Here is a 22,826-nt window from a genome sequence, read left to right as displayed (position 1 = left end):
CACAGGTCTTACAAACCCACCCACTCAGTCACGCCGTCTGCGAAGTGCTGGCGCTTCCAGATCGGGACTTCGTGTTTGATGCGTTCGACGAGCTCGGCGCAGGCCTTGAACGCCTCAGCGCGGTGGGGTGCGGCGACCGCGGCGACGAGGGCCAGGTCGCCGATTGCCAGTTCGCCGACGCGGTGGATCGCGGCGACAGGGAGGCCGGTCGCGGCCGATACTTCGGTGCAGCATTTGGTCAGGAACCGTTCGGCGTCTGGATGTGCCTGGTACTCGAGCAGCGAGACCGACTGACCGCCATCGTGATTGCGTACAACGCCGGTGAACACCACGACTGCGCCGAACTCCGGACCGGCGACCGCGCGGTCTACGACGGCGGCGTCGAGCGGTTCGGTAGAGATGCGTGCCAATAGTTCAGTCATGTTGTCCTCCACCGCGGACCTGCGCCAATAGATGTTCGAGAATCGGTTCCAACACGGCCAGTCCGTCCCGGACCCCGCCAGGTGAGCCGGGCAGATTGACGATCACACTTCGACCGGACAGACCAGCGACGCCGCGACTCAGCGACGCGTGCGGGAACTTGGCAGCGCCGCGTTGCCGAATCGCTTCGGCGATACCTGGCAGTTCGCGATTACATACGGCGAGTGTCGCTTCCGGCGTTGCGTCCGTCGGGGATGCGCCGGTGCCGCCGGTGCTGATCACCAACGCCGGACCGCCGGTCAACGCATCAGCAAGACCTGCGCTGATGTCGGCGTCGGCGTAGACGAGCGGCCCACGGACCGAGAAGCCCTGTCCAGTAAGCCACTCCGCGATATGCGGTCCGGTGGTGTCTTCGCGGGTACCCGCTGCGCCGCCGGTCGAGGCGACCAATACGACGGCGGATCGTGGGTCGAAAGCCTGTGCGGCCACAGAATCACGCTCCCAATGACCCCGCTTCCCACCGTCTTTCGTCAGCAGTCGCACACCGTTGATCGTCGCAGCCGGATCGACGGCTTTGACCATGTCGTGCAACGTCAACCCTGCGACAGCGACGGCGGTGAGGGCCTCCATCTCGACGCCGGTGGGTCCCTTGGTCTTTGCGGTCGCCTCGATGGTGATGGAGTTCTCGGTGAAGCCGAACGTCACCTCGACCGAGGACAACGCAAGCTGATGGCACAACGGGATGAGCTCGGAAGTCTTTTTGGCACCTGCGATTCCGGCGATGCGAGCGGTCGAGAGGACGTCGGCTTTCGGCATGTCGTCTGCACGGACGAGCGCGACGACCTCCGGCGTGGTGACCAATTCGCCTGCAGCCACAGCGGTCCGGGCGGTATCGACCTTGGCGCTGACGTCGACCATTCGCGCCCGGCCTTCGGCGTCGACGTGCGAAAGTTCGCTCATAGCGCCCACACCGTCACTGTCGAACCGGCCACGAGCGTCGTGACCTCGGCCGGGATGTCGAGAAGCACGTCCGCCCAGGCCATTCCGGCGACGAGGTGCGACCCAGGGCCGGACACCAGCTTGACCTGCCCACCTTCGCGACGTCCACGCAGAAACTGACGCTTGCCCGGTGGTGACGTGACAGCGTCCACGACCGGAAGTTCTTCGGCGACGATCGGGGGAAGTCCGGCTGCCTTGCGGAGCAACGGTCGCGCGAACACCTCGAACGACACCAACGTACTGACAGGGTTTCCAGGAAAGCTCAGCACCGGTACGCCGTCGACGACCGTCGTCCCCTGCGGACCGCCGGGTTGCATTGCGACGTGGCCGAATTCGCCACCCAACGGTTCGAGAACAGCTCGTACGACTTCGAAGTCGCCCATCGACACTCCGCCCGACGTGAGGACGACGTCGGCGTAATCGGTTGCGACGGTCAGTAACTTGCGGAACGTATCCGGGTCGTCGCTGGACCGGGCAATCGAGTCCACCTCGGCGCCGTTGGCCCGAGCGCAGGAGGCGAGAGTGATCCCGTTCGAGTCGTAGATCTGGCCCGGTCCCAGCGGTAAGCCGCCCTCGACGAGCTCGGTGCCCGTCGTGATGACCGCGACCCGAGGCCGCCGCCGGACCCGTGTACTCGTCAACCCCACGGCCGCGAGCGCAGCGATATGCCGCGGCCCCAGGACGACACCTGCGGGCAACAGCAGATCGCCGGTGTGGACGTCGCTGCCTGCTTCGCGAACGAAATCGCCGGCCGCGCGCGACCGCAGGACCGTCACCTGGCCGTCCGCGGTGGTGGTGTCCTCGACCGGAACGACGCAGTCGGCGCCCTCGGGGATCGGCGCGCCCGTCATGATCTTGATCGCAGTGCCGGCTATGTGGCTGGGAGCGGATTCGCCCGCGGCAATCGTCGCCCGCACCGGCAGCGTCGTCGTCCCGGCTGCGAGCGACGCTGCGTCGACCGCATAGCCATCCATCTGCGAATTTCGGAACGGTGGCAAGTCGACGGGGGAGTGGACGTCGGCGGCAAGTACTCGGCCGAGCGCTTCGGCGAGCGTCGCATCGCATGCTGGCAAGGAGTCCAAACCGTGCAGCAAATCGGTGACACGGCTGATGTGCTCCGCGACCGTTCGACGTGTCATCGTGCCAGGTTATCGCCCTTGCGAATGGTCCGAGAGTGCGGTCCGAGTAACCGAAATCCGTCGTCAGCGCCATACTGGAGGTATGACGATGGTTGACGTGGGGATCCCCACCGTGCGCGGTAGCGCCCGACCAGCTGTCGACGACCGCCCGAATACTCCGTTTTTGCTCGACCGATTCGGTCGCGTCGCCAAGGACCTCCGCGTCTCGATCACCGAGAAATGCTCGTTGCGCTGCACCTATTGCATGCCGGAGGAAGGTCTACCGGCGATTCCGGCCGCCCAATTGCTCACGGTCGAGGAGATCGTCCGTGTCGTGCGCGTTGCAGTGCAGTCGCTCGGTGTGGAGGAAGTGCGATTCACCGGCGGCGAGCCGTTGATGCGACGCGATCTCGAAGCCATCATCGCCGGGTGCGCCGAGGCGGTCCCGGGCACGCCGCTGTCGATGACCTCGAACGCCGTCGGTCTGGAGCACCGCGCTGCTGCTCTTGCACAAGCGGGGCTGACCAGGATCAACGTGTCGCTGGACTCGGTCGATCGGGCGGAGTTCGCGCAACTCACCCGCCGCGACCGCCTTCCGTCGGTTTTCGCAGGCATTCGCGCCGCCCGACGCGCAGGGCTGACGCCGATCAAGATCAATGCCGTCCTGATGCCACAGACCGTCGCTGGCGCGGCGGATCTGTTGCAGTGGTGTCTCGACGAAGAATGCGAGCTGCGCTTCATCGAGGAGATGCCGCTCGACGCGGATCACGAATGGGCACGCAACAACATGGTGACCGCGGCGCAGCTACTCGACATACTCGGTGAACGGTTCGACCTGAGCGAAGCCGGGCGCGACGATCCGTCGTCGCCTGCCGAGGAATGGCTGGTCAACGGCGGTCCGGCGACGGTCGGCATCATTGCCTCGGTCACGCGGTCGTTCTGTGGTGACTGTGACCGCACCAGGCTCACCGCGGACGGCAAGATCAGATCGTGCCTGTTCAGCGATGACGAGACCGATCTACGCAGTGTCTTGCGCTCCGGGGCGAGCGACGACGACGTTGCAACCCTCTGGCGCGGCGCGATGTGGAACAAATCGGCTGGGCACGGCATCGATGCTGAGGGTTTCGTGCCACCCGAACGCAGCATGGGCGCGATCGGTGGCTGAGGTCCGGTACTTCGCCGCCGCAGCCGAGGCTGCCGGCTGCACGAAGGAAGTCCTCGAGGTCGGCACGGTCGGCGAGTTGAAAGCTGTGCTCAGCGCCAAATACGGCCCCGATATGGACCGTGTTCTTTCCGTCGCGGCGTTCTTGGTCGGCGATGATTTCACCAGGGACACCGCGCAGGTGATCGGTTCGCGTGTCGACGTCCTACCGCCCTTCGCCGGAGGATGAACGTGACAAGCAAGCCGACGGTCAAGGAAGCGAAAACGCTCACACTTGCCGGCGGTCTTGCCGTGCTGAACGCGGCCATCGCCGAGGCCGAGCGCATCGGTCAGCCAATGTGCATCTCGGTCGTCGATACCGGCGGCAACCTCCTTGCCTTCGGCCGCATGGACGGCTCCAGGGCGCTGTCGGTGATCTCGACGCGCAACAAGGCGGTGAGTGCGGCGCTCGACGGCGCGCCGACCGGTGGTGTACATGCCGACGTCGAACTGCAGGTCACGCTCGCGCAGGGCAGCAAGTGGACCAATCTTGTCGGCGGAATCCCGATTCGAGTCGACGGTTTCGTTCTCGGCGCTGTCGCAGCCGGCTCGGGTACCGGCACGCAGGACTTGGCCGTCGCGCGGGCGGGCGCGGCCGCGATCGAGGGTGCGGAGATGTTCCTCGACTTCACGCCGATGGGTGCAGAAGACTCGGGCATCATTCGCGGGCCGCATTGAGCTCGTTCCGTAAGTCGTCGGTCGGCGGCGATCCCGACTTCTTCTTCGCCGAAGCCGCCGGACTGCGCTGGCTCGGCGATGCGGGCGCACCGGTGGTCGAGGTGCTCGACGTCGGTCCGGGGTTCATCGAACTGGCACGACTCGACGCCGCGCGACCGACTGTCGACGGCGCCCGCGCACTCGGTGGCGCACTTGCGCGAATGCACGACGCAGGGGTCGATGGCGAAAAATTCGGTTGTCCACCTGCGGATTTCGCAGGTCAACTGTTCATCGGCAAGCGGCCCATGAGCAGCACGCAGCATTCGAGTTGGGGTGAGTTCTACGCGGTCGAGCGGGTGTTGCCGTTCGTCGAGATCGCGGTCGACGCCGGGAGCGTACGGACCGACCAGCTCGCCGACATCGAACGTGCCTGCGACCTGATTGCGGGCGGTGTCTTCGACGACGGTGAACCACCCGCGCGCATTCACGGCGACCTGTGGAACGGCAACGTCTTCTGGACTGCCGACGGCGCGGTCCTCATCGATCCGGCTGCGCACGGCGGCCATCGCGAAACCGACTTGGCCATGCTCGAGCTGTTCGGCTGCCCGCACCTCGACGCAGTGCTCGATGGCTACCAAGCACAGCACCGGCTACGCGATGGCTGGCGGAACAGGATCGCGCTGCACCAACTGCATCCCCTCGCGGTCCATGCGGCCGGCTACGGACCTGGCTACGGCCGGGCGTTGCATGAGGCCGCGGTCCGAACCGTGCGTGAAATTAACCCCTCTGAGGGTGAGACGCGCGCACGGGGGTGAGGTGGACGTCGACCCGCTGACCGGTCCGCAGCGACTCCACCCCAGCCTCACACACCGCTGCTGCGGCGTAGCCGTCCCACGCCCCAGGACCGTTCACGTTCGTCCCCACTCGCACGGCATCGACCCAGGTCTGCAACTCGGACCGATAGGCCTGCTGGAAGTACTCACGGAAATCAGTTGAGCGCCTGGTCGTTCCGATCATCGCGGCGCCGCGCTCGCCGACCGCTTCGGCGCGGACCTCGTAGGCGCCGTAGGTGACGAACACCTCCACGTCGACCAGTCGACCGCTCGCCGATTCCATGAGCACCAACAGCGGGTCGTGCAGTCCAACGGGCGCAGCCGAATTCGCGGTCGGACTGTGGACCGTGATGGCGACGATCTCTTCGCCGAGCAAGAATCGCGTAGCGTCGATCTCATGTACCAACGTCTCGTTGATCGCATTCACGCTCGTGTAACCGGCTGGCGCAGTGACGTTTCGATGCGCGAAATGCAGTAGTAGCGGCTGCCCGAGCGCACCGGAATCGAGCCGCTTCTTCAGTTCGACGTACTCGTGGTCGAACCGTCGCATGAAACCGACCTGCACGAGGGGAGTACCGAGTTCAGCTTCGGCCGTGACGATGTCGAGCGCGGTCTGCGCGCGGGTGGTGAGCGGCTTCTCGCACAGCACCGGTCTGCCTGCGGCGAGGCATGCACGAACCTGCGCCTCGTGCGCGGCGGACGACGACGCGATCACCACGGCATCGACGTCGTCGGACACTATTGCCTCGAACGGGTCGGCGAGGACGCGAGATCCCGGCGCATTCAGTGCGATTGCCGTGGCCCGATCGATAGCCACGTCGCTCACCACCGTGACCTGCGCGCCGGTGATCTCATCGTGTAGCCGAGCGACGTGGTCGGCTCCCATTCGCCCGACGCCCAGGACGGCAACGCGCAAGTCCGTGCGATCGGTCAAGAGTGCTCCTTAGAATCGCACCGTCTGGATGCCACAGCTTGCCAGGAACTTTCGCGTTCGCTGGGCAATCGGCAACGGAACCTCGGGCACGCACGGGTAGAGATCCTGCTCGACGATCGCGAAGACGTCGACATCGAGCCGGTCGACCGCAGCAAGTACCGCGCCGAAATCGGGTACGCCATGCGGTGGTTCGATCATCACCCCGAGCTTGACCGCCTCGCCGAACGGCAGGTTTTCCGCCTCGACCTTCGCCAGGACGACTGGATCGATCTGCTTGAGGTGCAGGTAGCCGATTCGATCGGGATGCTTCTCGATGATTTCGACACTGTCGCCACCGCAATAGCTGATATGACCGGTGTCCAGGCACAGGTGGACGAACTCCGGGTCCGTGCTCTCGAGGAATCGGTATACGTCCGGCGCTGCTCCGACGTGACTGTCCGCATGCGGGTGATACTGCAGCCGGATGCCGTAGGTCTCGAAAATTGCTCGGCCCAAACGGCTTACGTCCGCTGTCTTTTTCTGCCACTGCCCGGCGTCGAGCACAGGATCCTCGAGGACAGCTCCGGTCACCGGATCACGCCACATCTCCGGGATGACGACGATGTTGCTGCCGCCGACCGCCGCTGTCAGCGCCGCGACGTCGGATACCTGACGCCACACCGCATCCCACGAATCAGGCCGGTGCAGTTGTTCGAAAACCGTTCCAGCCGAGACTCGGAGGTCGCGTGCAGCGAGCTCGTCGCGCAGCCGGGGAGCGTCGGTCGGCAGGTAGCCGAACGGTCCGAGCTCGATCCAGTGATAACCGGCGGCTGCGACCTCGTCGAGAAAGCGAGTGTAGGGAAGCTGATGGGGGTCCGTGCAGAACCAGACGCCCCACGAATCCGGCGCCGACCCGACGCGGATCTCGCTCATGACGAACTTCCTTCCACGGTCGGGCGTAGGTACGCACTTTGCGAGCGCTTCCGAGTGTCGTACGCGGCGCGCGCCTCTCGGGTTTCGGGCAACGTAGAAACCTCCGCAACGGGGACGTCCCACCACGACTCGCTGCTCGGGGCAGCGGCCATCGGGTCGGTCTGAACATAGAGGACGGTGACGGCGTCGTTGGCCTTCGCGACCTTCATTGCATCGGCGAATTCGCTTGCGGTGCTGCAGCGAATCACGTCGGCGCCGAGGCTGGCGGCATTCGCCGCGAGATCGATGGGAAGGTGTTCGCCACTGAGCCGACCGTCCGGGCCGCGAAACCGGTACACAGTGCCGAAGCGCTGCGAGCCGACCGAATCCGACAGTGCCCCAATGGATCCAAAACCTCGGTTGTCGACGAGCACGACGATGAGCTTGATTCGTTCTTGCACCGCGGTCGCGAGTTCGCTCGCCATCATCAGGTAGGAGCCATCGCCGACCAGAACGAAGACGTCGCGGTCGCGGTGGGCGAGACCGACACCCAGCCCGCCTGCCACCTCGTAGCCCATGCAGGAGTAGCCGTATTCGACGTGATAGCTACCGAGGTCGCGAGTCCGCCACAGCCGGTGGAGGTCACCGGGCATCGACCCTGCCGCGCACACGACGACGTCGCGGTCGTCGGACAACACGTTGACCAGCCCGATCACCTGCGCCTGCGTCGGCGAGCCCGGCTCGGGCGTGGTCGCGCGGTCGACGACTGCGTTCCACTGCGACACCAACTGCTGTGTGCGGGTGCGGTATTCGTCGGAGACCGAGTGGCCGGGTAGTTCGAGAGCCAGGGCATCGAGCGCCTCTCGTGCATCGGCGACGACGCTGCATCCGCCGTGCTTGACCGCATCCGCCGGACCGATGTTGATATTGACGAAACGCACGTCCGGGTTGGCAAAGGCGGTTCGGGACGCAGTGGTGAAATCGCTGTAGCGAGTGCCGATTCCGATCACCAGGTCTGCATCGGCAGCGAGCGCATTGGCGGCGGTCGTTCCGGTCGCGCCGACCGCGCCGACGCATTGCGGGTGATCCCAGAGCATCGAATTCTTCCCAGCTTGCGTCTGCGCCACCGGAATTCCGGTAAGCGCGGCGAACCGCGCCAGCGACTCGGCGGCACCGGAGAATGTGACGCCACCGCCGGCGACGATCAGTGGCGACCGGGCCGTTCGAATCAATGCTGCGGCGTCGGAAATAGCGGAGCGTTCCGGTGGCGGCCGACGAACGTGCCACACACGGTGCGCGAAAAGCGATTCCGGCCAGTCGAACGCCTGCGTTTGGACATCTTCGGGGATGGCAATGGTTGCCGCGCCGGTGTCGACCGGATCGGTCAGCACTCGCATCGCACCGATCAACGCGGCGGGCAGTTGCTCGGGCCGCCACACGCGATCGAAGTATCGTGACACCGGGCGGAAGGCGTCGTTCACGGTGACGTCACCGCTGCCGGGCAATTCGAGTTCCTGTAGAACGGGCGTCGCCACTCGCGTTGCGAACGTGTCGGCAGGAAGGAGGAGGACCGGCAGCCTGTTGATCGTTGCCAGGGCGGCTCCGGTCACCATGTTCGTCGCGCCTGGGCCGACGCTCGTCGTCACTGCCCAGGTCTGCAGCCGGTTCTTTGCTCGGGCATACGCGACGGCGGTGTGCACCATCGCCTGCTCGTTGCGACCGACGATGTACGGCAGGATCTTCGGGTCTTCGAGCTCCGCTGCGAGTAGCGCCTCGCCGAGACCGGCCACGTTGCCGTGGCCGAAGATGCCGAGGCAACCGGCGAACAGGCGTTGCGATTGGCCGTCGCGTTCTGTGTATTGGTTCGACAGGAACCGCACGACCGCTTGACCGACGGTCAGTCGAATAACGTTCTCACCCATCGCTATTTACCGCTCTGCCCAGCGCGGCCGATGGGCAGTCGTGGGTCGACGGCTTGGTCGTCCCAGGTCTGCCGAATCCAGGATTGGGCCGGATCGTCGGTGATCTTCCACGCGCGTTCGGCGCCCGGACCAGCCATCACGTTGAGGTAGTACATGTCGTGGCCGGGAGCCGCGATCGACGGTCCGTGGAAGCCGTGGGGGATGAGCACGGCATCACCGCTGCGCACCTCGGCGAACACGTCGATCGGCCGGTCCGGTGTGCCGTGCACGCAGTGGAAGCCGAATCCTGTTGCACCACTTGCGCCGTCCGCGATCTCGAAGTAGTAGATCTCCTCGAGGGCCGATTCGGTGGCGGACTCGGTGTCGTGCTTGTGCGCGGGATAAGACGACCAGTTGCCGCCGGGAGTGAGGACTTCGCACGCGATCAAGGAGTCGGCCTCGAACGCGTCTGCGGAACCGAAGTTGTGAATTTGCCTGCTGCAGTTGCCTGCTCCGCGTAACTCGACTGCCACGTCGTCGGCTTTGACATAGCGGAACGGCAAGCGCTTCTTGGCTCTGGCCCCGCACAGCGCGAATCGTCCGCCCTCGTCGGTCTCGATGGAGTACTCCGAATCCCTTCCGACGTAAGCGAAGTCGCTGGGTCCGTCGAACACGCTGGCTCGTCCCCGTAGCGTGTAGCGCGTTCCGTCGCAGGTCACTGTCGCCGAACCGGCGAGCGGCAAGATGATGATTTCGTCGTCACCGGTCTCGATATCGATCTCCTCGTCGGCTGCGAGGTTGACAATCCACAGACTCGACTCGGCCCAGCCGGCAGATTCGGGAGTGATGGCAACGGAGAAGTTGTCGTCGGCGGTGGACCCGGCGGGAAGGTAGTACTCAGGCATCGGGATTCTCCGCAAGCTCGGCGACTTCGGTGGCAGTGGGCATAGCGGTCGAACACTCGAGCCGGGAGGCGACGATCGCACCAGCCGAATTGGCATAGCGCAGTGTCCTTTCCAGCGGCCACCCTGCGAGCAGGCCCCGGCACAAGCTCCCACCGAACGCATCGCCTGCGCCGAGTCCGTTGACGACGTCGACGGCAACCGGTGCGACAGTGACGGATTCGTTCCGGCTTCGGCCGAGTACACCGTCCGGTCCTTGCTTCACGATGGCCAGGTCGACGCCGAGGTCGAGCAGCGCGTCGGCAGCGCGGCTGGGATCGGTTTCACCGACAGCGATTTCGCATTCCTCGCGATTACCGACCGCAACGGTCACATATTGCAGAGCCTTCTGCATCTGGGCGGTCGCGTCTGCGGTCGACTGCCAGAACGTCGGCCGGTAGTCGAGGTCCAGCACCGTGAGCGGCCTGCGCTCCCGCGCGTCCCATGCGGTGAAATGCGAGCTGCGACTTGGTTCTTCGCAGAGTCCGGTCGCCGTCGACCAATAGACACCGGCGTCGCGCACCGCGTCGGCGTCGATATCCGACGATCGAATCTGCAGGTCCGGAGCGCTCGGTCGACGGTAGAAATAGATCGGGAAATTGTCCGGCGGGAACACCTCGCAGAACGTGATCGGCGTCGGGAGGTCGTCGTGCGTCGAGACGTATCGGTTGTCGACACCCAGGTCCGCAAGCGCTGTTCGGACGAATCGTCCGAACGGATCGGCGCCGACGCCGGAGATGAGTGCGCTGCGGAGGCCGAGTCGGGCAGCCGCAACCATCACGTTCGCGGCGCTGCCACCCAAATACTTGCCGAAGGTAGTGACGTCTTCGAGGCCCACGCCGGTCTGCAACGGATAGAGGTCGACACCGCACCGCCCAATGCCGAGTACGTCGTACCCGGCGCCGCCTGCCGTCCTCACCTGTCGAACTCCCAACCGTCGTGGTGTTGCGTTCCTATCTTTCTCGCTTACGCGACCTCGAATGTGACATTGCAAAATGAACCGCGGTAGTCACCGCACGATTCGGCGAACCAGGTCTTCCCAGGCTGCTGCAACGCGCGCCAGGTCGACCCCAGGCGTCGTCAACTGCGCCATCACGAGGCTCGCGTCGAGTGAGGCGAGCAGGACATCGGCGAGGAGCGGAATATCTCCGGTGACGCCCGCGGCGCGCATCAGCATCGTGATATGCGCGTGGCAGAGCCGATGCGCAGGGTGGGTGTACCGAGTCTCGGGGGAGGCGTCGGCTGCACGGAGCACTTCACCTTCGACGCCGACGAGCGCGAGACGCGCGCAGCCGAAGGCGATCAGCCGATCGAGTGGCGCCGCTCCTGGGCCGAGTGGCGGCGGTCCGAACATGAAGTCCTGTTGCAACTGCGTCTCGGTGTGATCGAGCAACGCGCGCATGAGTCCGGCGCGGTTGGTGAAGCGGCGGAACACGGTGCCTTTGCCGACTCCGGCTTTGGCCGCCACCTTGTCCATCGTCACCGCGTCGGCGCCTTGTTCGGCCACGAGTGCACCCGCAGCGTCGAGTAGGAGCCGACGGTTGCGCGCGGCATCCGCGCGTTCGCTGGGTTCGTCCCCGGCAATATGCAGCCCTTGGCTCATCACGACAAGGATTCTACTCGGCGGGAATGAAAGTGGACTACGGTCCGTTTAGCATGGTGTACTTGAAGAACGGACAGCATCGAAAGGGTCAATGAAAATGACACAGTCTCGCGTACTCGCACTCGTCGGCAGCCTCCGCCAGGGCTCTGTGAATCGCCAGGTGGCCGAAGCTGCCGCTCATCACGCTCCCGCAGGCGCCGAGATCGTGATCTTCGAAGGGCTCGGTGACCTGCCCTTCTACAACGAAGACATCGACAACCCGGACACCGTCATTCCCGAGGTCGAGGCGCTGCGCACCGCAGCCGGCGATGCAGATGCCGTTCTGGTCGTGACGCCGGAATACAACGGAACGATCCCGGGTGTGCTGAAGAACGCCATCGACTGGCTGTCGCGGCCCTACGGAAACGGCGCCATCGTCGGCAAGCCGACGGCCGTCGTCAGCGTTTCGCCAGTGCAGTACGGCGCCAAGTGGGCCAACGAGGACACCGTGCGATCGATCGGCATCGCAGGCGGCAAGGTCGTCGAGAATGCCGTCCTCACCATTGGCCAGACCGGCGAGAAGTTCGGCGACAAGCACCCGCGCGAGAACGACGAGATCGGCAGCCTGCTCACCGGCGTCGTCGAGGAACTGGTCGGCGCATCGGAGAGCGAACTGCTTTCTGCCTGACCTCTAACAACTGTGCGCGAGTCTCACCCCTGGCGGGGTGAAACTCGCGCACAGTTGTCGTTACGGCGCCTCCTGCAAATTTCTGCGACAGTGGAATTCCCAGGATCTGTGAGGAGGCGCTTCGATGTCGGAGGGCGAACAGGAACGTCGCGAGCGAATCTCTGCGCAGGTCCGCGAGTGGTGCGAACGGCTGGAGATAGACGGTAGGCACAGAGAGCTGTCCGACGAGGCAGCCGTGTTGATCGCGGCCGGCCAGCTCGACGACGTGACCCGTTCGGTGTTGGCGAATCGGCGCCGTGAGGGGAAGGACATTCCGTCGGTCGGGGGGTTCGCTGCGCTTCGCCGTCTTGCCGACGAGCGCGGACGGCTGTTGCGCCGCGCCTCGACCGCCCGGCCCGGACCTGTACAGGCAGTCGTGAAGCTGCGGTGCGCAGACGTCGAGCGGCGGCTGCTGGCCATGCATGCCACGGTCGTGCGGTCGCAGACTCACTACGCAGGCAGCGTCCGAGCCATCCGGCGCGAGCGGAAGCTGGGAATCCACCTCGACCTCGGTCAGCGGGAAGCACTGTTCGCCGCCCTCGCGCGTACTCCGGCGCCCATCTCGTCGAATCTGCTCGCACAGTTCCGCAGCGCGGCGCTGGGTGTGGCGGTCGGCCGGATAGGTGGACTGTCGGAGACCTCTGCCCTTGGTCGCAAAGCTGTCGACTCGTTGACGGGCAAGGCAGGTCGTGAGACCGACTCCTTCGTCGATCGCTACGACACTTTGCTCTTTCTGGCTGGTTCGCTGTACGACCGGGTTGAAGGGTCCGCGGTGTGGCAGTCCGGGCATTTCGCGGTACAGCGTGCGCAGCTCGACCTCGCCGACGAACTGATGCAGATCGCGGTCGACACGGTCGCGCTGCGTGAGCTGCTTGCCGAATTGTCCGCGGCGTCCCACGCGGCGCGGCTCGACTCGGCGCGCAAGCAGATCCGCGCACGTCAGCAGGCGCTGGCTCCCGTCTGGGATCAGCTCGTCGAGCGGGTCGCTGCCCTCGCGCGCATCGGCGACCTGCTGTCCAAGGCCGAGGATCAGTTGCATTCGATGGCGGCAGTCGAGAAGACGATGAGTCTGGACGCTCGGATCGACGACCTCATCGCGCGCTCGGGCAATCGCGAGCTCTCGGCGGCGAACACCCATTTCGTCGGCGATCAATTCGACGACGTCGACGAGCTGCTGCTGAGCTATCAAAGCCTGCTGTACGCGGACATCCTCGCGCTGACATCGAGGCGCTGACGAACTGTGCGCGATTTTCACCCCTGGCGGGGTGAGACGCGCGCACGGGGTCAGGCGGCGGATTCGACTCCGCGCAGGCGCCGGGTCGGATTCGAATCCAAAGTCGGGCTCGGCGGTGCGACGACCAGCGCGGTCGCGTTGTCGGTCCCACCTGAGGCAATAGCAGCGTCGACGAGCGAACTTGCAGGATCGCGGGAGTCGCGCATGATCACGCCCATCACGCCGTGCGGAACGTGTTTGTGCACACCGTCGCTCGTCAGCAGCAACATGATCGGTCCGCGCACGGTCGCCGTGCCGACTTCGATGCGCCCCGCCGTACGGACCGTCGTGGTCACCATGTGCGCCATCCGCGGCTGCACCGGTAGTCCGCGCGAGCCGAAGTATTCGGCGACGCTGTGGTCGGTGGTGAGTTGGGTGAGGGTGTGGCCGTCCCACGAGTACGCGCGGACGTCGCCGGTCCAGGCAATGTGATAGCCATCGCCGTCGTCGTCGGAGAAATGGCGGGCGACGACGAGGCACGCATCGCCTGCCGCGTCGTCGTCGCGGACCGCGACTTGAGCGAGCATGACCGCGTCGACCGGGTCGTCGATGTCGGCGTGGACGGCCGTGGTCGCGGAAAGCTGTGCGGCATGAGCAGAAGGAGCGGAATCGCCCACCCCGTCTGCGAGCGCGAAGACGGAATGAATACGGTTGGAGGCAGCGTCGACACAGGAATCGGTGGCGTCGGCATAGAAAGTGCGAGCTCCAAGCCGTCCGACTGCGCGGGCGGTTGGCAGTGCTACCGACCAAGGACGCATCCGAGTTCCTTTCCCTACATTTGCTCCTACTTCATGGTCCGTCGCAGTTCTGTGGAACCTCTGTGAGATGCGTTAGGGGCTGCTGTGCGGTGTCGTGAGCGCGACACGCGCCCAATGTGATGTGCGACACGCCGGGGAAGATCAAGAATTTTTCGACTTCGAGGCTTACGACCAGGGAATTCCCACGATGTAACTCGCAACATGTCGTGTTCGCAACTTCTGTCGGACACAAGGTGTAGTGTCTTGAGCACTGGGAGACCACAAGGAAGCCGCACCGCAAACGGGCCGAAATCAGCCCGAATTGGGAGGGATTCCTGCGCGCTACCGGTGCTCGGCAACCCAAGGACTCGCAGGAATTCAGCGGAGAAAGAGAGACATCGATGAGCATCACCGTCTACACCAAGCCGGCTTGCGTTCAGTGCACTGCCACCTACCGTGCGCTCGACAAGGCGGGCATCGAGTATGACGTCGTCGACATCTCGCAGAACGCCGATGCGCGCGACTACGTCATGGCTCTCGGGTACCTGCAGGCGCCGGTCGTCGTCACCGAAGATTCGCACTGGTCGGGCTTCCGTCCGGACCGCATCAAGTCGCTCGTGGCAATCGCGTCCTGATCGACCGACTATCGCGGGGTGGTCGCAAATGTCTGCACCATTGGTCTACTTCTCGAGCGCGTCGGAGAACACGCACCGATTCGTTCAGAAGTTGGACCTGCCCGCAACGCGCATCCCGCTTCATGATCGAGACGGGACTTTCCGGGTCGACCAGCCGTATGTGCTGATCGTCCCGACGTACGGGGGAGGGGTTCACGTAGCCGGGCGCCCCAACGGCTACGTACCCAAGCCCGTAATCAAGTTTTTGAACAACGCGCACAATCGTGGATTGCTCCGGGCGGTCATCGCTGCCGGCAACACGAACTTCGGCGATTCGTATTGCTTTGCCGGAGAAGTGATCTCACGGAAATGCGACGTTCCGTACCTTTATCGCTTCGAACTCATGGGAACTGCTGAGGACGTCGCTACTGTCCGAGAGGGATTGGGATCATATTGGCTCCGACAATCACAGACACCGTCGCAACTGGGCGCTTGAACCGCGGTCCGGCACGGGTTTCCGAATCGACCGACGGGCTCGACTATCACGCCCTGAACGCGATGCTGAATCTCTACGGCCCCAACGGCGAGATTCAGTTCGACAAGGACCGGGAAGCGGCGAACCAATACTTCCTTCAGCACGTGAATCAGAACACCGTCTTCTTCCACAACATGGACGAGAAGCTGGACTATCTGATCAAGGAAAACTATTACGAGCGTGAGATTCTCGATCAGTACTCGCGCAACTTTCACAAGTGGCTGATCGATCACGCGTACTCGAAGAAGTTCCGCTTCCCGACCTTCCTCGGCGCATTCAAGTACTACACGTCGTACACGTTGAAGACGTTCGACGGTAAGCGCTACCTCGAGCGGTTCGAGGACCGCGTCTGCATGGTCGCATTGACCTTGGCTGCGGGCGACGAGATCCTCGCGACGCAACTGGTAGACGAGATCATCTCGGGTCGGTTCCAGCCTGCGACGCCGACATTCCTGAACTCGGGCAAGAAGCAGCGCGGCGAGCCGGTCTCGTGCTTCCTGCTGCGCATCGAAGACAACATGGAGTCGATCGGTCGGTCGATCAACTCGGCCCTGCAGCTGAGCAAGCGCGGCGGCGGAGTTGCGTTGCTGCTCTCCAACATTCGCGAGCACGGTGCGCCGATCAAGAAGATCGAGAATCAGAGCTCGGGTGTCATTCCGATCATGAAGCTGCTGGAGGATTCGTTCTCCTACGCCAACCAGCTCGGCGCACGCCAAGGTGCGGGCGCTGTGTACCTGCAGGCGCATCACCCCGACATCTACCGGTTCCTCGACACCAAGCGCGAGAATGCGGACGAGAAGATCCGGATCAAGACGCTCTCGCTCGGAGTTGTCATCCCGGACATCACGTTCGAGCTGGCGAAGAAGAACGAGGACATGTACCTGTTCTCGCCGTACGACGTCGAGCGGATCTACGGAGTTCCCTTCGCGGACATCAACATCACCGAGAAGTACTACGAGATGCTCGACGATCGCCGGATTCGCAAGTCGAAGATCAAGGCACGCGAGTTCTTTCAGACGATCGCAGAGTTGCAGTTCGAATCCGGCTACCCGTACATCATGTACGAGGACACCGTGAACCGCGCGAATCCGATTGCAGGAAAGATCACGCACTCGAACCTGTGCTCGGAGATCCTGCAGGTGTCGACACCGTCGAAGTTTAACGACGACCTCTCGTACTCGCATGTGGGCAAAGACATTTCGTGCAACTTGGGCTCGCTCAACATCGCGAAGACGATGGACTCGCCCGACTTCGCGAAGACGATCGAGACCTCGATCCGTGCCTTGACCGCTGTCTCGGATCAGACGCACATCTTCTCTGTGCCGTCGATCGAGCAGGGCAACAACGACTCTCACGCGATCGGGCTCGGGCAGATGAACCTGCACGGCTATCTGGCGCGCGAACGGGTGCTGTACGGATCCGAAGAAGGCATCGACTTCACCAACATCTACTTCTACACAGTGCTGTTCCATGCGCTGCAGGCGTCGAACAAGATCGCGATCGAACGAGGCACGTACTTCAAGGGTTTCCCCGATTCGAAGTATGCGTCGGGTGAGTTCTTCGACAAGTACACCGACCAGGTCTGGGAGCCGGCGACGGACCGAGTCCGCACGTTGTTCGCCGAAGCGGGCGTGAGCATTCCGACGCAGTCGGATTGGTTGGCGCTCAAGGCATCTGTGCAGCAGCACGGCATCTACAACCAGAACCTGCAGGCAGTGCCGCCGACCGGCTCGATCAGCTACATCAACTACTCGACGTCGTCCATTCACCCGGTCGCGTCGAAGATCGAGATCCGCAAGGAAGGCAAGATCGGTCGCGTCTATTACCCGGCGCCGTACCTGACCAACGACAACCTGGACTACTACCAGGATGCTTACGAAATCGGGTACGAGAAGATCATCGACACCTACGCTGCGGCAACGCAACACGTCGATCAGGGTCTGTCGCTGACACTGTTCTTCAAGGACACGGCCACGACCCGCGATATCAACAAGGCGCAGATCTACGCGTGGCGCAAGGGCATCAAGACGCTGTACTACATCCGTCTGCGTCAGATGGCCCTCGAAGGTACCGAGGTCGAAGGTTGCGTCAGCTGCATGCTCTAGCTGCTTGTGAGTCTTTTAGGAGTCCAGGGACTCCTAAAAGACTCACAACCCCCGTACGAAGTGAGGAAGTCAGATGGTCAAACTGATCGATCGCGTGTCCGCGATCAACTGGAATCGCGTGCCGGACGAGAAGGACGCCGAGGTGTGGGATCGCCTCGTCGGCAACTTCTGGCTGCCGGAGAAAGTGCCTGTCTCCAACGACATTCCGTCGTGGGGCACGCTCACGCCCACCGAGCAGAAGCTCACGATGCGGGTGTTCACCGGCTTGACGCTGCTGGACACCATCCAGGGCACGGTCGGCGCCGTGAGCCTCATTCCCGACGCGATCACCCCGCACGAAGAGGCGGTGTACACCAACATCGCATTCATGGAGTCGGTGCACGCGAAGAGCTACAGCTCGATCTTCTCGACGCTGTGCTCGACCCGCGACATCGACGACGCGTTCCGCTGGTCGGAGGAGAACCCGAACCTGCAGCGCAAGGCCGAGATCGTGCTCCAGTACTACAAGGGTGACGAGCCGCTCAAGCGCAAGGTCGCTTCGACGCTGCTGGAAAGCTTCCTCTTCTACTCTGGCTTCTACCTGCCGATGTACTGGTCGAGCCGGGCGAAGCTCACCAACACCGCCGACCTGATCCGGCTGATCATCCGCGACGAGGCCGTCCACGGCTATTACATCGGCTACAAGTACCAAAAGGGCTTGGAGCTGCTGACGCAGCCGGAGAAGGACGACCTCAAGAACTACACGTTCGAGCTGCTCTTCGAGCTGTACGACAACGAGGTCGAGTACACGCAGGACCTCTACGACGAGGTCGGGCTGACCGAGGACGTCAAGAAGTTCCTGCGCTACAACGCCAACAAGGCCCTGATGAACCTCGGCTACGAGGCGTTGTTCCCGAAGGACGAGACGGATGTGAATCCCGCGATTCTGTCGGCACTGTCACCCAATGCCGACGAGAACCACGACTTCTTTTCGGGATCCGGCTCCAGCTACGTCATCGGCAAGGCAGTCAACACCGAAGACGAGGACTGGGACTTCTAGCCGACTGCGAGCTCGTCGAAAACGTAGTCACCGAGGTCGTAGCGCGCACTCTGCCACATCGTCTCCAGCGTGAGTGCAGGCCGGAACGGTACGTCGCCGTGCTTGTCGAAGTAGTAGCTGTTCGACGCGGCGCAGCTGTCCTGGAAGAACACCTGACGGTGGCGTCGGTCGAGCATCGCGGCGAAGTAGTCGGCGTTGGCTTCGGCGGTGACTTCGACGCGCGTCGCGTTGATGCGGCGCGCGTGGCTCAGACAGCGGGTGATGTGGTTCATCTGGGTTTCGATGAGGTTGAAGTACGACGACCCGTTGTAGCCGTAAGGCCCGAGAATGGTGAACAGGTTCGGGAAGCCGGGCACGCTGACGCCTTGGTAGGCCTGGTAGCGGTGTTCGTCCCACCAGGTCTCCAGATCGAGCCCATCGGTCCCGGTGATGGGGAACGGTGGCATATTGCCGGACTCGAAGACCTTGAAGCCGGTCGCCAGGATCAGCACGTCGACCGTGTGTTCCGTGCCGTCGGTCGTCCGCACGCCATTCGGTGTGATGGCGTCGATGCTCGTCGTTTCGAGCAGCACGTTGTCGCGGTTGAAGGTGCGCAGGTAGTCGTTGGACGCGCTCGGCCGTTTGCAGCCGAGTGCGTAGCGCGGCGTCAGCTTGTCGCGGACGACCGGATCGTGGACCTGCCGTTTCAGGAAGTCCCGGCCAATGCGTTCGCCGATGCTCGCAGTGGGGACGAGCGTGTGGAAATGGGCGGCGAGCGGGAAGGTCGCCTCGACAAAGGCCTGACTTGCCAGGCGGGTGAGTCGACTCACTCCCGGCAACCGCATCGCCAGCCGGACCGGAAAGTGCAGCCGCGTATCGGGTTTCGGTAGGCACCAGATCGCGGTGCGCTGGAAGACGGTCAGGTGCTCGACCTCCGGCGCGATCGACGGGATCACCTGGACCGCGGAGGCGCCGGTGCCGATGATCGCTACCCGCTTGCCCCGCAGGTCGACGTCGTGGTCCCAGCGCGCGGTGTGCATCACCGTGCCGACGAAATCGTCGAGACCCTTGATTGCCGGTGGCTTCGGTTGCGTCAGTACACCGGTGGCCGACACAACGTGGCGTGCGCTGATCTCGTCGCCGTCTGCCGTGGTCAGCCGCCAGAAGTGGCCATCGTCGTCGAAGCGGGCCGCGGTGATCTTGGTGTTCAGCCGCAGGCGGTCGCGCAGACCGTATCGCTCGACGCACGAGTCGGCGTAGGCCTTCAGTTCGTTCCCCGGGGCGTACACCCGCGACCAGTCGGTCCGCGTCTCGAACGAGAACTGGTAGCTGAAGGACGGGATGTCGACCGCGACTCCTGGATAGGTGTTCCAGTGCCAAGCTCCGCCGACACCGTCACCCTCTTCGACAATCAGGTAGTCGTCGAAACCGGCGTCGTCGAGCTTGATCGCCGCCCCAATGCCGGAGAACCCGGCGCCGATGATCACAACGTTGTGCATGGCGTCTCATTTCAGATGCGTGGAATATCTGGATGCACAGAGTATCCTACGACGCATGGCAAGACTGACTCGCACGGCGAGCCAGGCACGCACCCGGCAGTTGGTCATCGAGGCGGCGACCGAGCTGTTCCTGCGTGACGGGTTCCGGACGACCTCCCTCGAGCAGATCGCTGAAGCAGCAGGCTTCACCCGCGGTGCGGTGTATTCGAACTTCGCGAACAAGACCGAGATGGGCATCGCTGTCATCGACGCGCTCTACCAGCGCGAGGAGCACCGCGCGATCGCGGAGGTCGAAGCTGTCGCCGCGCAGGGGCCGCAGGCGTGGTTCACCGCACTCGCCGATTGGGCGCAGGGCAGCTTCGGCGACCCGCGTTGGGCTCGGCTCGAGATCGAGGTCGCGGCATTCAGCAACGGCGACGGCAAGCTTCGCGCAGCCACCGCCGCACGGCAGAAGCGAATCCGGGCTCGCGGCGCCGAATTGGTTGCTGACCTCTGTCGGAGCGCTGGATACGAGCCACCCGCCGACCTCGACACGCTGAGTCTCGGGATCGTCAGTCTCGCGCTCGGACTCGGCATGCAACGCGCCTCCGATCCCGAGATTTCGGGCGCGGCGTTCGGCTCGATCCTCGCGCTGATGTTCGCGCCGCTAACCCGTCACGTAGCTGTTGAGAGTCTTCCGTAGATCCTCGACGAGGCTGCGGGCTGCGACCAGGCCGTTTCCGTTCCAGATAGCGTCCTCGACTGCGAATACTCGACGGTCCTTGGAGGCGCCGAGGTCTTCCCATGCGTCGCTGTCCAGCACGCTCTTGCCGTGCGTTAGGCCGCGATCGCCCTCGAAGCTGACGTAGATGATGTCTGCTTCTGCCTTGTCGAGGTCGCTGGTCGACACCGTGAACGATGCGCCGCGCTGGTAGCCGGGCCGTCGGACACCCGTATCGGTCAGGATCTGTCCCGCAAAGGATTCGGTGCCTTCGACCAACGCGGAGTCGGCGCTGAACCGCACGATCGACGCCTGCGTCTGGTAGGAATTCAGCGCCACACCGGTGTCGCGCGCGTCTTGTTCGTAGGCCGCGACCGCGCCGATGGCGGTGGTCCCGCGCCCGAGTGCTTGTGCGGCAAGTCCGAATTGGCGTTTCCAGCCACCGTCGACGGCGTCGAAGACGGTGGGCGCTATGGCTTTCAGCCGGTCGGCCAGCGCCGCGTCGGGCACCGCCGATCCGAGGATCAGGTCCGGATGCAGTGCTTCGATCTGCGCCGGATCCGGCGCGCCGACGACGCCGATGCCCGGGATGAGGGCAATTCCTGTGCCGAGATACTCCGGCTGCGCGACGGGACCGTCCAGCGTCGCGGCCCCGACCACTCGTTCCCACAGTCCGACCGCGCACACACTGTCGAGGGCCTGCGTGCTGAGGACGACGATGCGCTTCGGATCGGCAGGGACGACGGATTCGCCACCGGCGTGGGTGATGCGCCGCGTCGGGCCGTCGGCCGGATCGGCGGGCGCTGCAACGGGGCAGGCTTTGCTCGTGTCGCGCTCGATCCCGACCACTCCGGCGCCCGCGATCAGCGTGGTCGTGCGCGCGATCTCGTTGGCAGCATCGTCGTTGGCAGAGTTGCCGCAGCCGGCAATCGTGAACAGGGCGATCGCGGCCAAGGGCACCGCCACAAGAGCGGTCAGCTTCCGGACGGGCATGTCGAGGAGGGTACTAGCTCGCCCGGACAGGCATAGACCGCGCCGCGATCACCGATGCTGCTGGGGTCCAGCGACGTACTCGCGGAAGTTCGAATTTCGGGGTTCCATGGGGGTGACAACGAGAGGATCCGGCGATGGCGACGCAAATGTTCGAATTACTGATGCGTGGGCACAACGACCTTCGCTATCAGCCGGTCCAGAAGCGAGTGCGCGCACTGCTCGGCGGCGACACCGTTGTCGACACAGCCGGTGCTGCGCTGGTGTGGGAGCCACGTCGGGTCGTGCCGTCCTACGCCGTACCGATCGCCGACGTATCGGGTGAACTCGTCGAAGCGGCGAGTTTCCTGGCGGAGGAACACGCGGTGTCGTTGGCCGACGGCGGACCTCCCGCACTCGATCCGAGTACCGGATTCGGGTTCCACACGACGCCGGGTTTGGAGCTGATGGTTCGGTCGGGCGAGTTCAGCGGTGCCGCGTTCCGGCCCGACGACCCCGAGCTGGGGTCCATGGTGGTCCTCGATTTCGACGCGTTCGAGTGGCTCGAAGAGGACGAACCCATCTTCGGTCACCCTCGGGACCCCTTTTCCCGCATCGATCTCCGGCAGAGTTCGCGCCATATCGAGGTGGAAGTGGCAGGCACGGTCGTCGCCGACTCCCACCATCCGTTGCTGCTGTTCGAGTTCGTGCTTCCCTCGCGCTTTTACCTGCCCAAAGCCGATGTCCTCGTCCCCTTGGAGCCGAGTACGACATCGACGGTCTGTGCGTACAAAGGGCACGCGACGCATTGGTCGGCGGTCGAACTCGGCGATGCCGGCCAAGACATCGCCTGGAGTTACGAAAGTCCGCCGCCGGAGTTGGTCCAGATCACCGGGTTGATTTGCTTCTATCAAGAACGGGTCGACATGGTCGTCGATGGAGTGCGGCTGGAGCGGCCGATCACGCCGTGGTCGGCACCGCCGAATAGCGCTTAATTCGGGCAACTTCGGGTCATTGGGTGCACTGACACCGGGCAAGAGAGTTTAATTGCGACACAGGGTAGGACCGGGTCCGCCCAGTGGCGATGCAACGTCTACGATTCGATGAGCGCAAGCCAGCGATCGTTCGCTTCGCCGCATGGATGGACGCCGGAGCGGAGCCTGCGGAGCGAC

General features: G+C 64.1%; 24 protein-coding genes. 12 read left to right on the top strand and 12 right to left on the bottom strand.

What is annotated here, in order from left to right; translation table 11 throughout:
* Positions 1 to 8: 8 nt before the first annotated feature.
* The 3 genes from FGL95_RS05530 to FGL95_RS05520 are packed head-to-tail and all read right to left on the bottom strand — an operon-like array spanning position 9 to position 2,558.
* The gene (locus FGL95_RS05530; RefSeq protein WP_169585133.1) at positions 9 to 422 is read right to left on the bottom strand and encodes a molybdenum cofactor biosynthesis protein MoaE; all 414 of its coding nucleotides are present in this window, start codon (positions 420 to 422) and stop codon (positions 9 to 11) included.
* Complete coding sequence (gene moaCB, locus FGL95_RS05525; RefSeq protein WP_169585132.1) at positions 415 to 1,380, bottom strand: bifunctional molybdenum cofactor biosynthesis protein MoaC/MoaB; 966 nt, start codon at positions 1,378 to 1,380, stop codon at positions 415 to 417. The genes FGL95_RS05530 and moaCB overlap by 8 nt, the downstream gene beginning before the upstream one ends.
* Positions 1,377 to 2,558, bottom strand: coding sequence for a molybdopterin molybdotransferase MoeA (locus tag FGL95_RS05520; RefSeq protein WP_169585131.1), 1,182 nt, complete (start codon positions 2,556 to 2,558; stop codon positions 1,377 to 1,379). Before FGL95_RS05520 ends, moaCB begins: the two co-directional genes overlap by 4 nt.
* Before the next feature lie 82 nt (positions 2,559 to 2,640).
* On the opposite strand from FGL95_RS05520, the gene moaA reads away from it, so the two are divergent.
* The 4 genes from moaA to FGL95_RS05500 are packed head-to-tail and all read left to right on the top strand — an operon-like array spanning position 2,641 to position 5,210.
* A complete protein-coding gene (moaA, locus tag FGL95_RS05515; protein ID WP_169585130.1) occupies positions 2,641 to 3,702 on the top strand; it encodes a GTP 3',8-cyclase MoaA in 1,062 nt (353 codons plus the stop codon).
* Entirely contained in the window at positions 3,695 to 3,928 is a 234-nt protein-coding gene (locus FGL95_RS05510; RefSeq protein ID WP_420838014.1) for a MoaD/ThiS family protein, read from the top strand. Before moaA ends, FGL95_RS05510 begins: the two co-directional genes overlap by 8 nt.
* A gap of 2 nt (positions 3,929 to 3,930) precedes the next feature.
* Positions 3,931 to 4,416: a heme-binding protein gene (locus tag FGL95_RS05505; RefSeq protein ID WP_206071442.1), complete on the top strand. Its 486-nt coding sequence runs from the start codon at positions 3,931 to 3,933 to the stop codon at positions 4,414 to 4,416.
* The gene (locus tag FGL95_RS05500; RefSeq protein WP_169585127.1) at positions 4,413 to 5,210 is read left to right on the top strand and encodes a fructosamine kinase family protein; all 798 of its coding nucleotides are present in this window, start codon (positions 4,413 to 4,415) and stop codon (positions 5,208 to 5,210) included. Before FGL95_RS05505 ends, FGL95_RS05500 begins: the two co-directional genes overlap by 4 nt.
* Here the strand turns inward: FGL95_RS05500 and FGL95_RS05495 are convergent.
* The 6 genes from FGL95_RS05495 to FGL95_RS05470 all read right to left on the bottom strand — a co-directional run bounded on the left by FGL95_RS05495 (position 5,173) and on the right by FGL95_RS05470 (position 11,498).
* Positions 5,173 to 6,162, bottom strand: coding sequence for a Gfo/Idh/MocA family protein (locus FGL95_RS05495; RefSeq protein WP_169585126.1), 990 nt, complete (start codon positions 6,160 to 6,162; stop codon positions 5,173 to 5,175). The genes FGL95_RS05500 and FGL95_RS05495 overlap by 38 nt on opposite strands.
* A gap of 9 nt (positions 6,163 to 6,171) precedes the next feature.
* Positions 6,172 to 7,074 carry a sugar phosphate isomerase/epimerase family protein gene (locus FGL95_RS05490; protein WP_169585125.1) on the bottom strand — a complete coding sequence of 301 codons (903 nt, stop codon included), beginning with the start codon at positions 7,072 to 7,074 and terminating at the stop codon, positions 6,172 to 6,174.
* A complete protein-coding gene (gene iolD / locus FGL95_RS05485; RefSeq protein WP_169585124.1) occupies positions 7,071 to 8,975 on the bottom strand; it encodes a 3D-(3,5/4)-trihydroxycyclohexane-1,2-dione acylhydrolase (decyclizing) in 1,905 nt (634 codons plus the stop codon). Before iolD ends, FGL95_RS05490 begins: the two co-directional genes overlap by 4 nt.
* A 2-nt stretch (positions 8,976 to 8,977) precedes the next feature.
* On the bottom strand, positions 8,978 to 9,859 hold the full coding sequence (gene iolB, locus FGL95_RS05480) for a 5-deoxy-glucuronate isomerase (RefSeq protein WP_169585123.1): 882 nt from the start codon (positions 9,857 to 9,859) through the stop codon (positions 8,978 to 8,980).
* A complete protein-coding gene (gene iolC, locus FGL95_RS05475) occupies positions 9,852 to 10,814 on the bottom strand; it encodes a 5-dehydro-2-deoxygluconokinase (RefSeq protein WP_169585122.1) in 963 nt (320 codons plus the stop codon). Before iolC ends, iolB begins: the two co-directional genes overlap by 8 nt.
* Positions 10,815 to 10,904: 90 nt before the next feature.
* The gene (locus tag FGL95_RS05470) at positions 10,905 to 11,498 is read right to left on the bottom strand and encodes a TetR/AcrR family transcriptional regulator (RefSeq protein WP_169585265.1); all 594 of its coding nucleotides are present in this window, start codon (positions 11,496 to 11,498) and stop codon (positions 10,905 to 10,907) included.
* 97 nt (positions 11,499 to 11,595) lie between these two features.
* Between FGL95_RS05470 and FGL95_RS05465 the strand changes: the two genes are divergently transcribed.
* Both FGL95_RS05465 and FGL95_RS05460 read left to right on the top strand, forming a co-directional pair.
* On the top strand, positions 11,596 to 12,165 hold the full coding sequence (locus FGL95_RS05465; protein WP_169585121.1) for an NAD(P)H-dependent oxidoreductase: 570 nt from the start codon (positions 11,596 to 11,598) through the stop codon (positions 12,163 to 12,165).
* Positions 12,166 to 12,289: 124 nt separating this feature from the next.
* The gene (locus FGL95_RS05460) at positions 12,290 to 13,438 is read left to right on the top strand and encodes a hypothetical protein (RefSeq protein ID WP_169585120.1); all 1,149 of its coding nucleotides are present in this window, start codon (positions 12,290 to 12,292) and stop codon (positions 13,436 to 13,438) included.
* Between the two features lie 50 nt (positions 13,439 to 13,488).
* Here FGL95_RS05460 and FGL95_RS05455 read toward each other — a convergent pair whose 3' ends face one another.
* Complete coding sequence (locus tag FGL95_RS05455) at positions 13,489 to 14,235, bottom strand: PP2C family protein-serine/threonine phosphatase (protein WP_169585119.1); 747 nt, start codon at positions 14,233 to 14,235, stop codon at positions 13,489 to 13,491.
* A 380-nt stretch (positions 14,236 to 14,615) separates the two neighbouring features.
* Here FGL95_RS05455 and nrdH point away from each other — a divergent pair, with 380 nt between their 5' ends.
* From nrdH to nrdF, 4 genes are all read left to right on the top strand, one after another.
* The gene (gene nrdH, locus FGL95_RS05450) at positions 14,616 to 14,849 is read left to right on the top strand and encodes a glutaredoxin-like protein NrdH (RefSeq protein WP_169585118.1); all 234 of its coding nucleotides are present in this window, start codon (positions 14,616 to 14,618) and stop codon (positions 14,847 to 14,849) included.
* A gap of 28 nt (positions 14,850 to 14,877) precedes the next feature.
* Positions 14,878 to 15,324 carry a class Ib ribonucleoside-diphosphate reductase assembly flavoprotein NrdI gene (gene nrdI, locus FGL95_RS05445; RefSeq protein WP_169585117.1) on the top strand — a complete coding sequence of 149 codons (447 nt, stop codon included), beginning with the start codon at positions 14,878 to 14,880 and terminating at the stop codon, positions 15,322 to 15,324.
* Positions 15,282 to 17,468 (top strand): class 1b ribonucleoside-diphosphate reductase subunit alpha, encoded by a 2,187-nt coding sequence (gene nrdE / locus FGL95_RS05440; protein WP_420838013.1) that lies wholly within the window; start codon positions 15,282 to 15,284, stop codon positions 17,466 to 17,468. Before nrdI ends, nrdE begins: the two co-directional genes overlap by 43 nt.
* 73 nt (positions 17,469 to 17,541) lie before the next feature.
* Positions 17,542 to 18,507: a class 1b ribonucleoside-diphosphate reductase subunit beta gene (gene nrdF / locus FGL95_RS05435; protein WP_169585116.1), complete on the top strand. Its 966-nt coding sequence runs from the start codon at positions 17,542 to 17,544 to the stop codon at positions 18,505 to 18,507.
* On the opposite strand, the gene FGL95_RS05430 is transcribed toward nrdF, so the two are convergent.
* Entirely contained in the window at positions 18,504 to 19,985 is a 1,482-nt protein-coding gene (locus FGL95_RS05430) for a flavin-containing monooxygenase (protein WP_169585115.1), read from the bottom strand. The genes nrdF and FGL95_RS05430 overlap by 4 nt on opposite strands.
* Positions 19,986 to 20,040: 55 nt before the next feature.
* Between FGL95_RS05430 and FGL95_RS05425 the strand changes: the two genes are divergently transcribed.
* Positions 20,041 to 20,667, top strand: a complete 627-nt coding sequence (locus tag FGL95_RS05425; protein ID WP_169585114.1) for a TetR/AcrR family transcriptional regulator — start codon at positions 20,041 to 20,043, stop codon at positions 20,665 to 20,667.
* Here the strand turns inward: FGL95_RS05425 and FGL95_RS05420 are convergent.
* Complete coding sequence (locus tag FGL95_RS05420; RefSeq protein ID WP_169585113.1) at positions 20,632 to 21,678, bottom strand: ABC transporter substrate-binding protein; 1,047 nt, start codon at positions 21,676 to 21,678, stop codon at positions 20,632 to 20,634. The genes FGL95_RS05425 and FGL95_RS05420 overlap by 36 nt on opposite strands.
* A gap of 134 nt (positions 21,679 to 21,812) precedes the next feature.
* On the opposite strand from FGL95_RS05420, the gene FGL95_RS05415 reads away from it, so the two are divergent.
* Positions 21,813 to 22,649: a DUF427 domain-containing protein gene (locus tag FGL95_RS05415; RefSeq protein WP_169585112.1), complete on the top strand. Its 837-nt coding sequence runs from the start codon at positions 21,813 to 21,815 to the stop codon at positions 22,647 to 22,649.
* The last annotated feature ends 177 nt before the right edge of the window (positions 22,650 to 22,826 follow it).

Origin of the sequence: Antrihabitans stalactiti (assembly GCF_012932915.1) — a bacterium.
Taxonomy (GTDB): domain Bacteria; phylum Actinomycetota; class Actinomycetes; order Mycobacteriales; family Mycobacteriaceae; genus Antrihabitans; species Antrihabitans stalactiti.
Note: the sequence above shows the minus strand (reverse complement) of the source record. Positions and strands in the feature narration are given on the sequence as shown.

Coding starts and splice junctions, on each gene's coding strand:
- FGL95_RS05460 (WP_169585120.1), top strand. CDS start 12,290: ATGTCGGAGGGCGAACAGGAACGTCGCGAGCGAATCTCTGCGCAGGTC.
- moaA (WP_169585130.1), top strand. CDS start 2,641: ATGACGATGGTTGACGTGGGGATCCCCACCGTGCGCGGTAGCGCCCGA.
- FGL95_RS05455 (WP_169585119.1), bottom strand. CDS start 14,235: ATGCGTCCTTGGTCGGTAGCACTGCCAACCGCCCGCGCAGTCGGACGG.
- moaCB (WP_169585132.1), bottom strand. CDS start 1,380: ATGAGCGAACTTTCGCACGTCGACGCCGAAGGCCGGGCGCGAATGGTC.
- FGL95_RS05490 (WP_169585125.1), bottom strand. CDS start 7,074: ATGAGCGAGATCCGCGTCGGGTCGGCGCCGGATTCGTGGGGCGTCTGG.
- iolD (WP_169585124.1), bottom strand. CDS start 8,975: ATGGGTGAGAACGTTATTCGACTGACCGTCGGTCAAGCGGTCGTGCGG.
- FGL95_RS05415 (WP_169585112.1), top strand. CDS start 21,813: ATGGCGACGCAAATGTTCGAATTACTGATGCGTGGGCACAACGACCTT.
- FGL95_RS05425 (WP_169585114.1), top strand. CDS start 20,041: ATGGCAAGACTGACTCGCACGGCGAGCCAGGCACGCACCCGGCAGTTG.
- FGL95_RS05530 (WP_169585133.1), bottom strand. CDS start 422: ATGACTGAACTATTGGCACGCATCTCTACCGAACCGCTCGACGCCGCC.
- FGL95_RS05465 (WP_169585121.1), top strand. CDS start 11,596: ATGACACAGTCTCGCGTACTCGCACTCGTCGGCAGCCTCCGCCAGGGC.
- nrdF (WP_169585116.1), top strand. CDS start 17,542: ATGGTCAAACTGATCGATCGCGTGTCCGCGATCAACTGGAATCGCGTG.
- FGL95_RS05470 (WP_169585265.1), bottom strand. CDS start 11,498: ATGAGCCAAGGGCTGCATATTGCCGGGGACGAACCCAGCGAACGCGCG.
- FGL95_RS05430 (WP_169585115.1), bottom strand. CDS start 19,985: ATGCACAACGTTGTGATCATCGGCGCCGGGTTCTCCGGCATTGGGGCG.
- FGL95_RS05420 (WP_169585113.1), bottom strand. CDS start 21,678: ATGCCCGTCCGGAAGCTGACCGCTCTTGTGGCGGTGCCCTTGGCCGCG.
- FGL95_RS05520 (WP_169585131.1), bottom strand. CDS start 2,558: ATGACACGTCGAACGGTCGCGGAGCACATCAGCCGTGTCACCGATTTG.
- nrdI (WP_169585117.1), top strand. CDS start 14,878: ATGTCTGCACCATTGGTCTACTTCTCGAGCGCGTCGGAGAACACGCAC.
- iolB (WP_169585123.1), bottom strand. CDS start 9,859: ATGCCTGAGTACTACCTTCCCGCCGGGTCCACCGCCGACGACAACTTC.
- nrdH (WP_169585118.1), top strand. CDS start 14,616: ATGAGCATCACCGTCTACACCAAGCCGGCTTGCGTTCAGTGCACTGCC.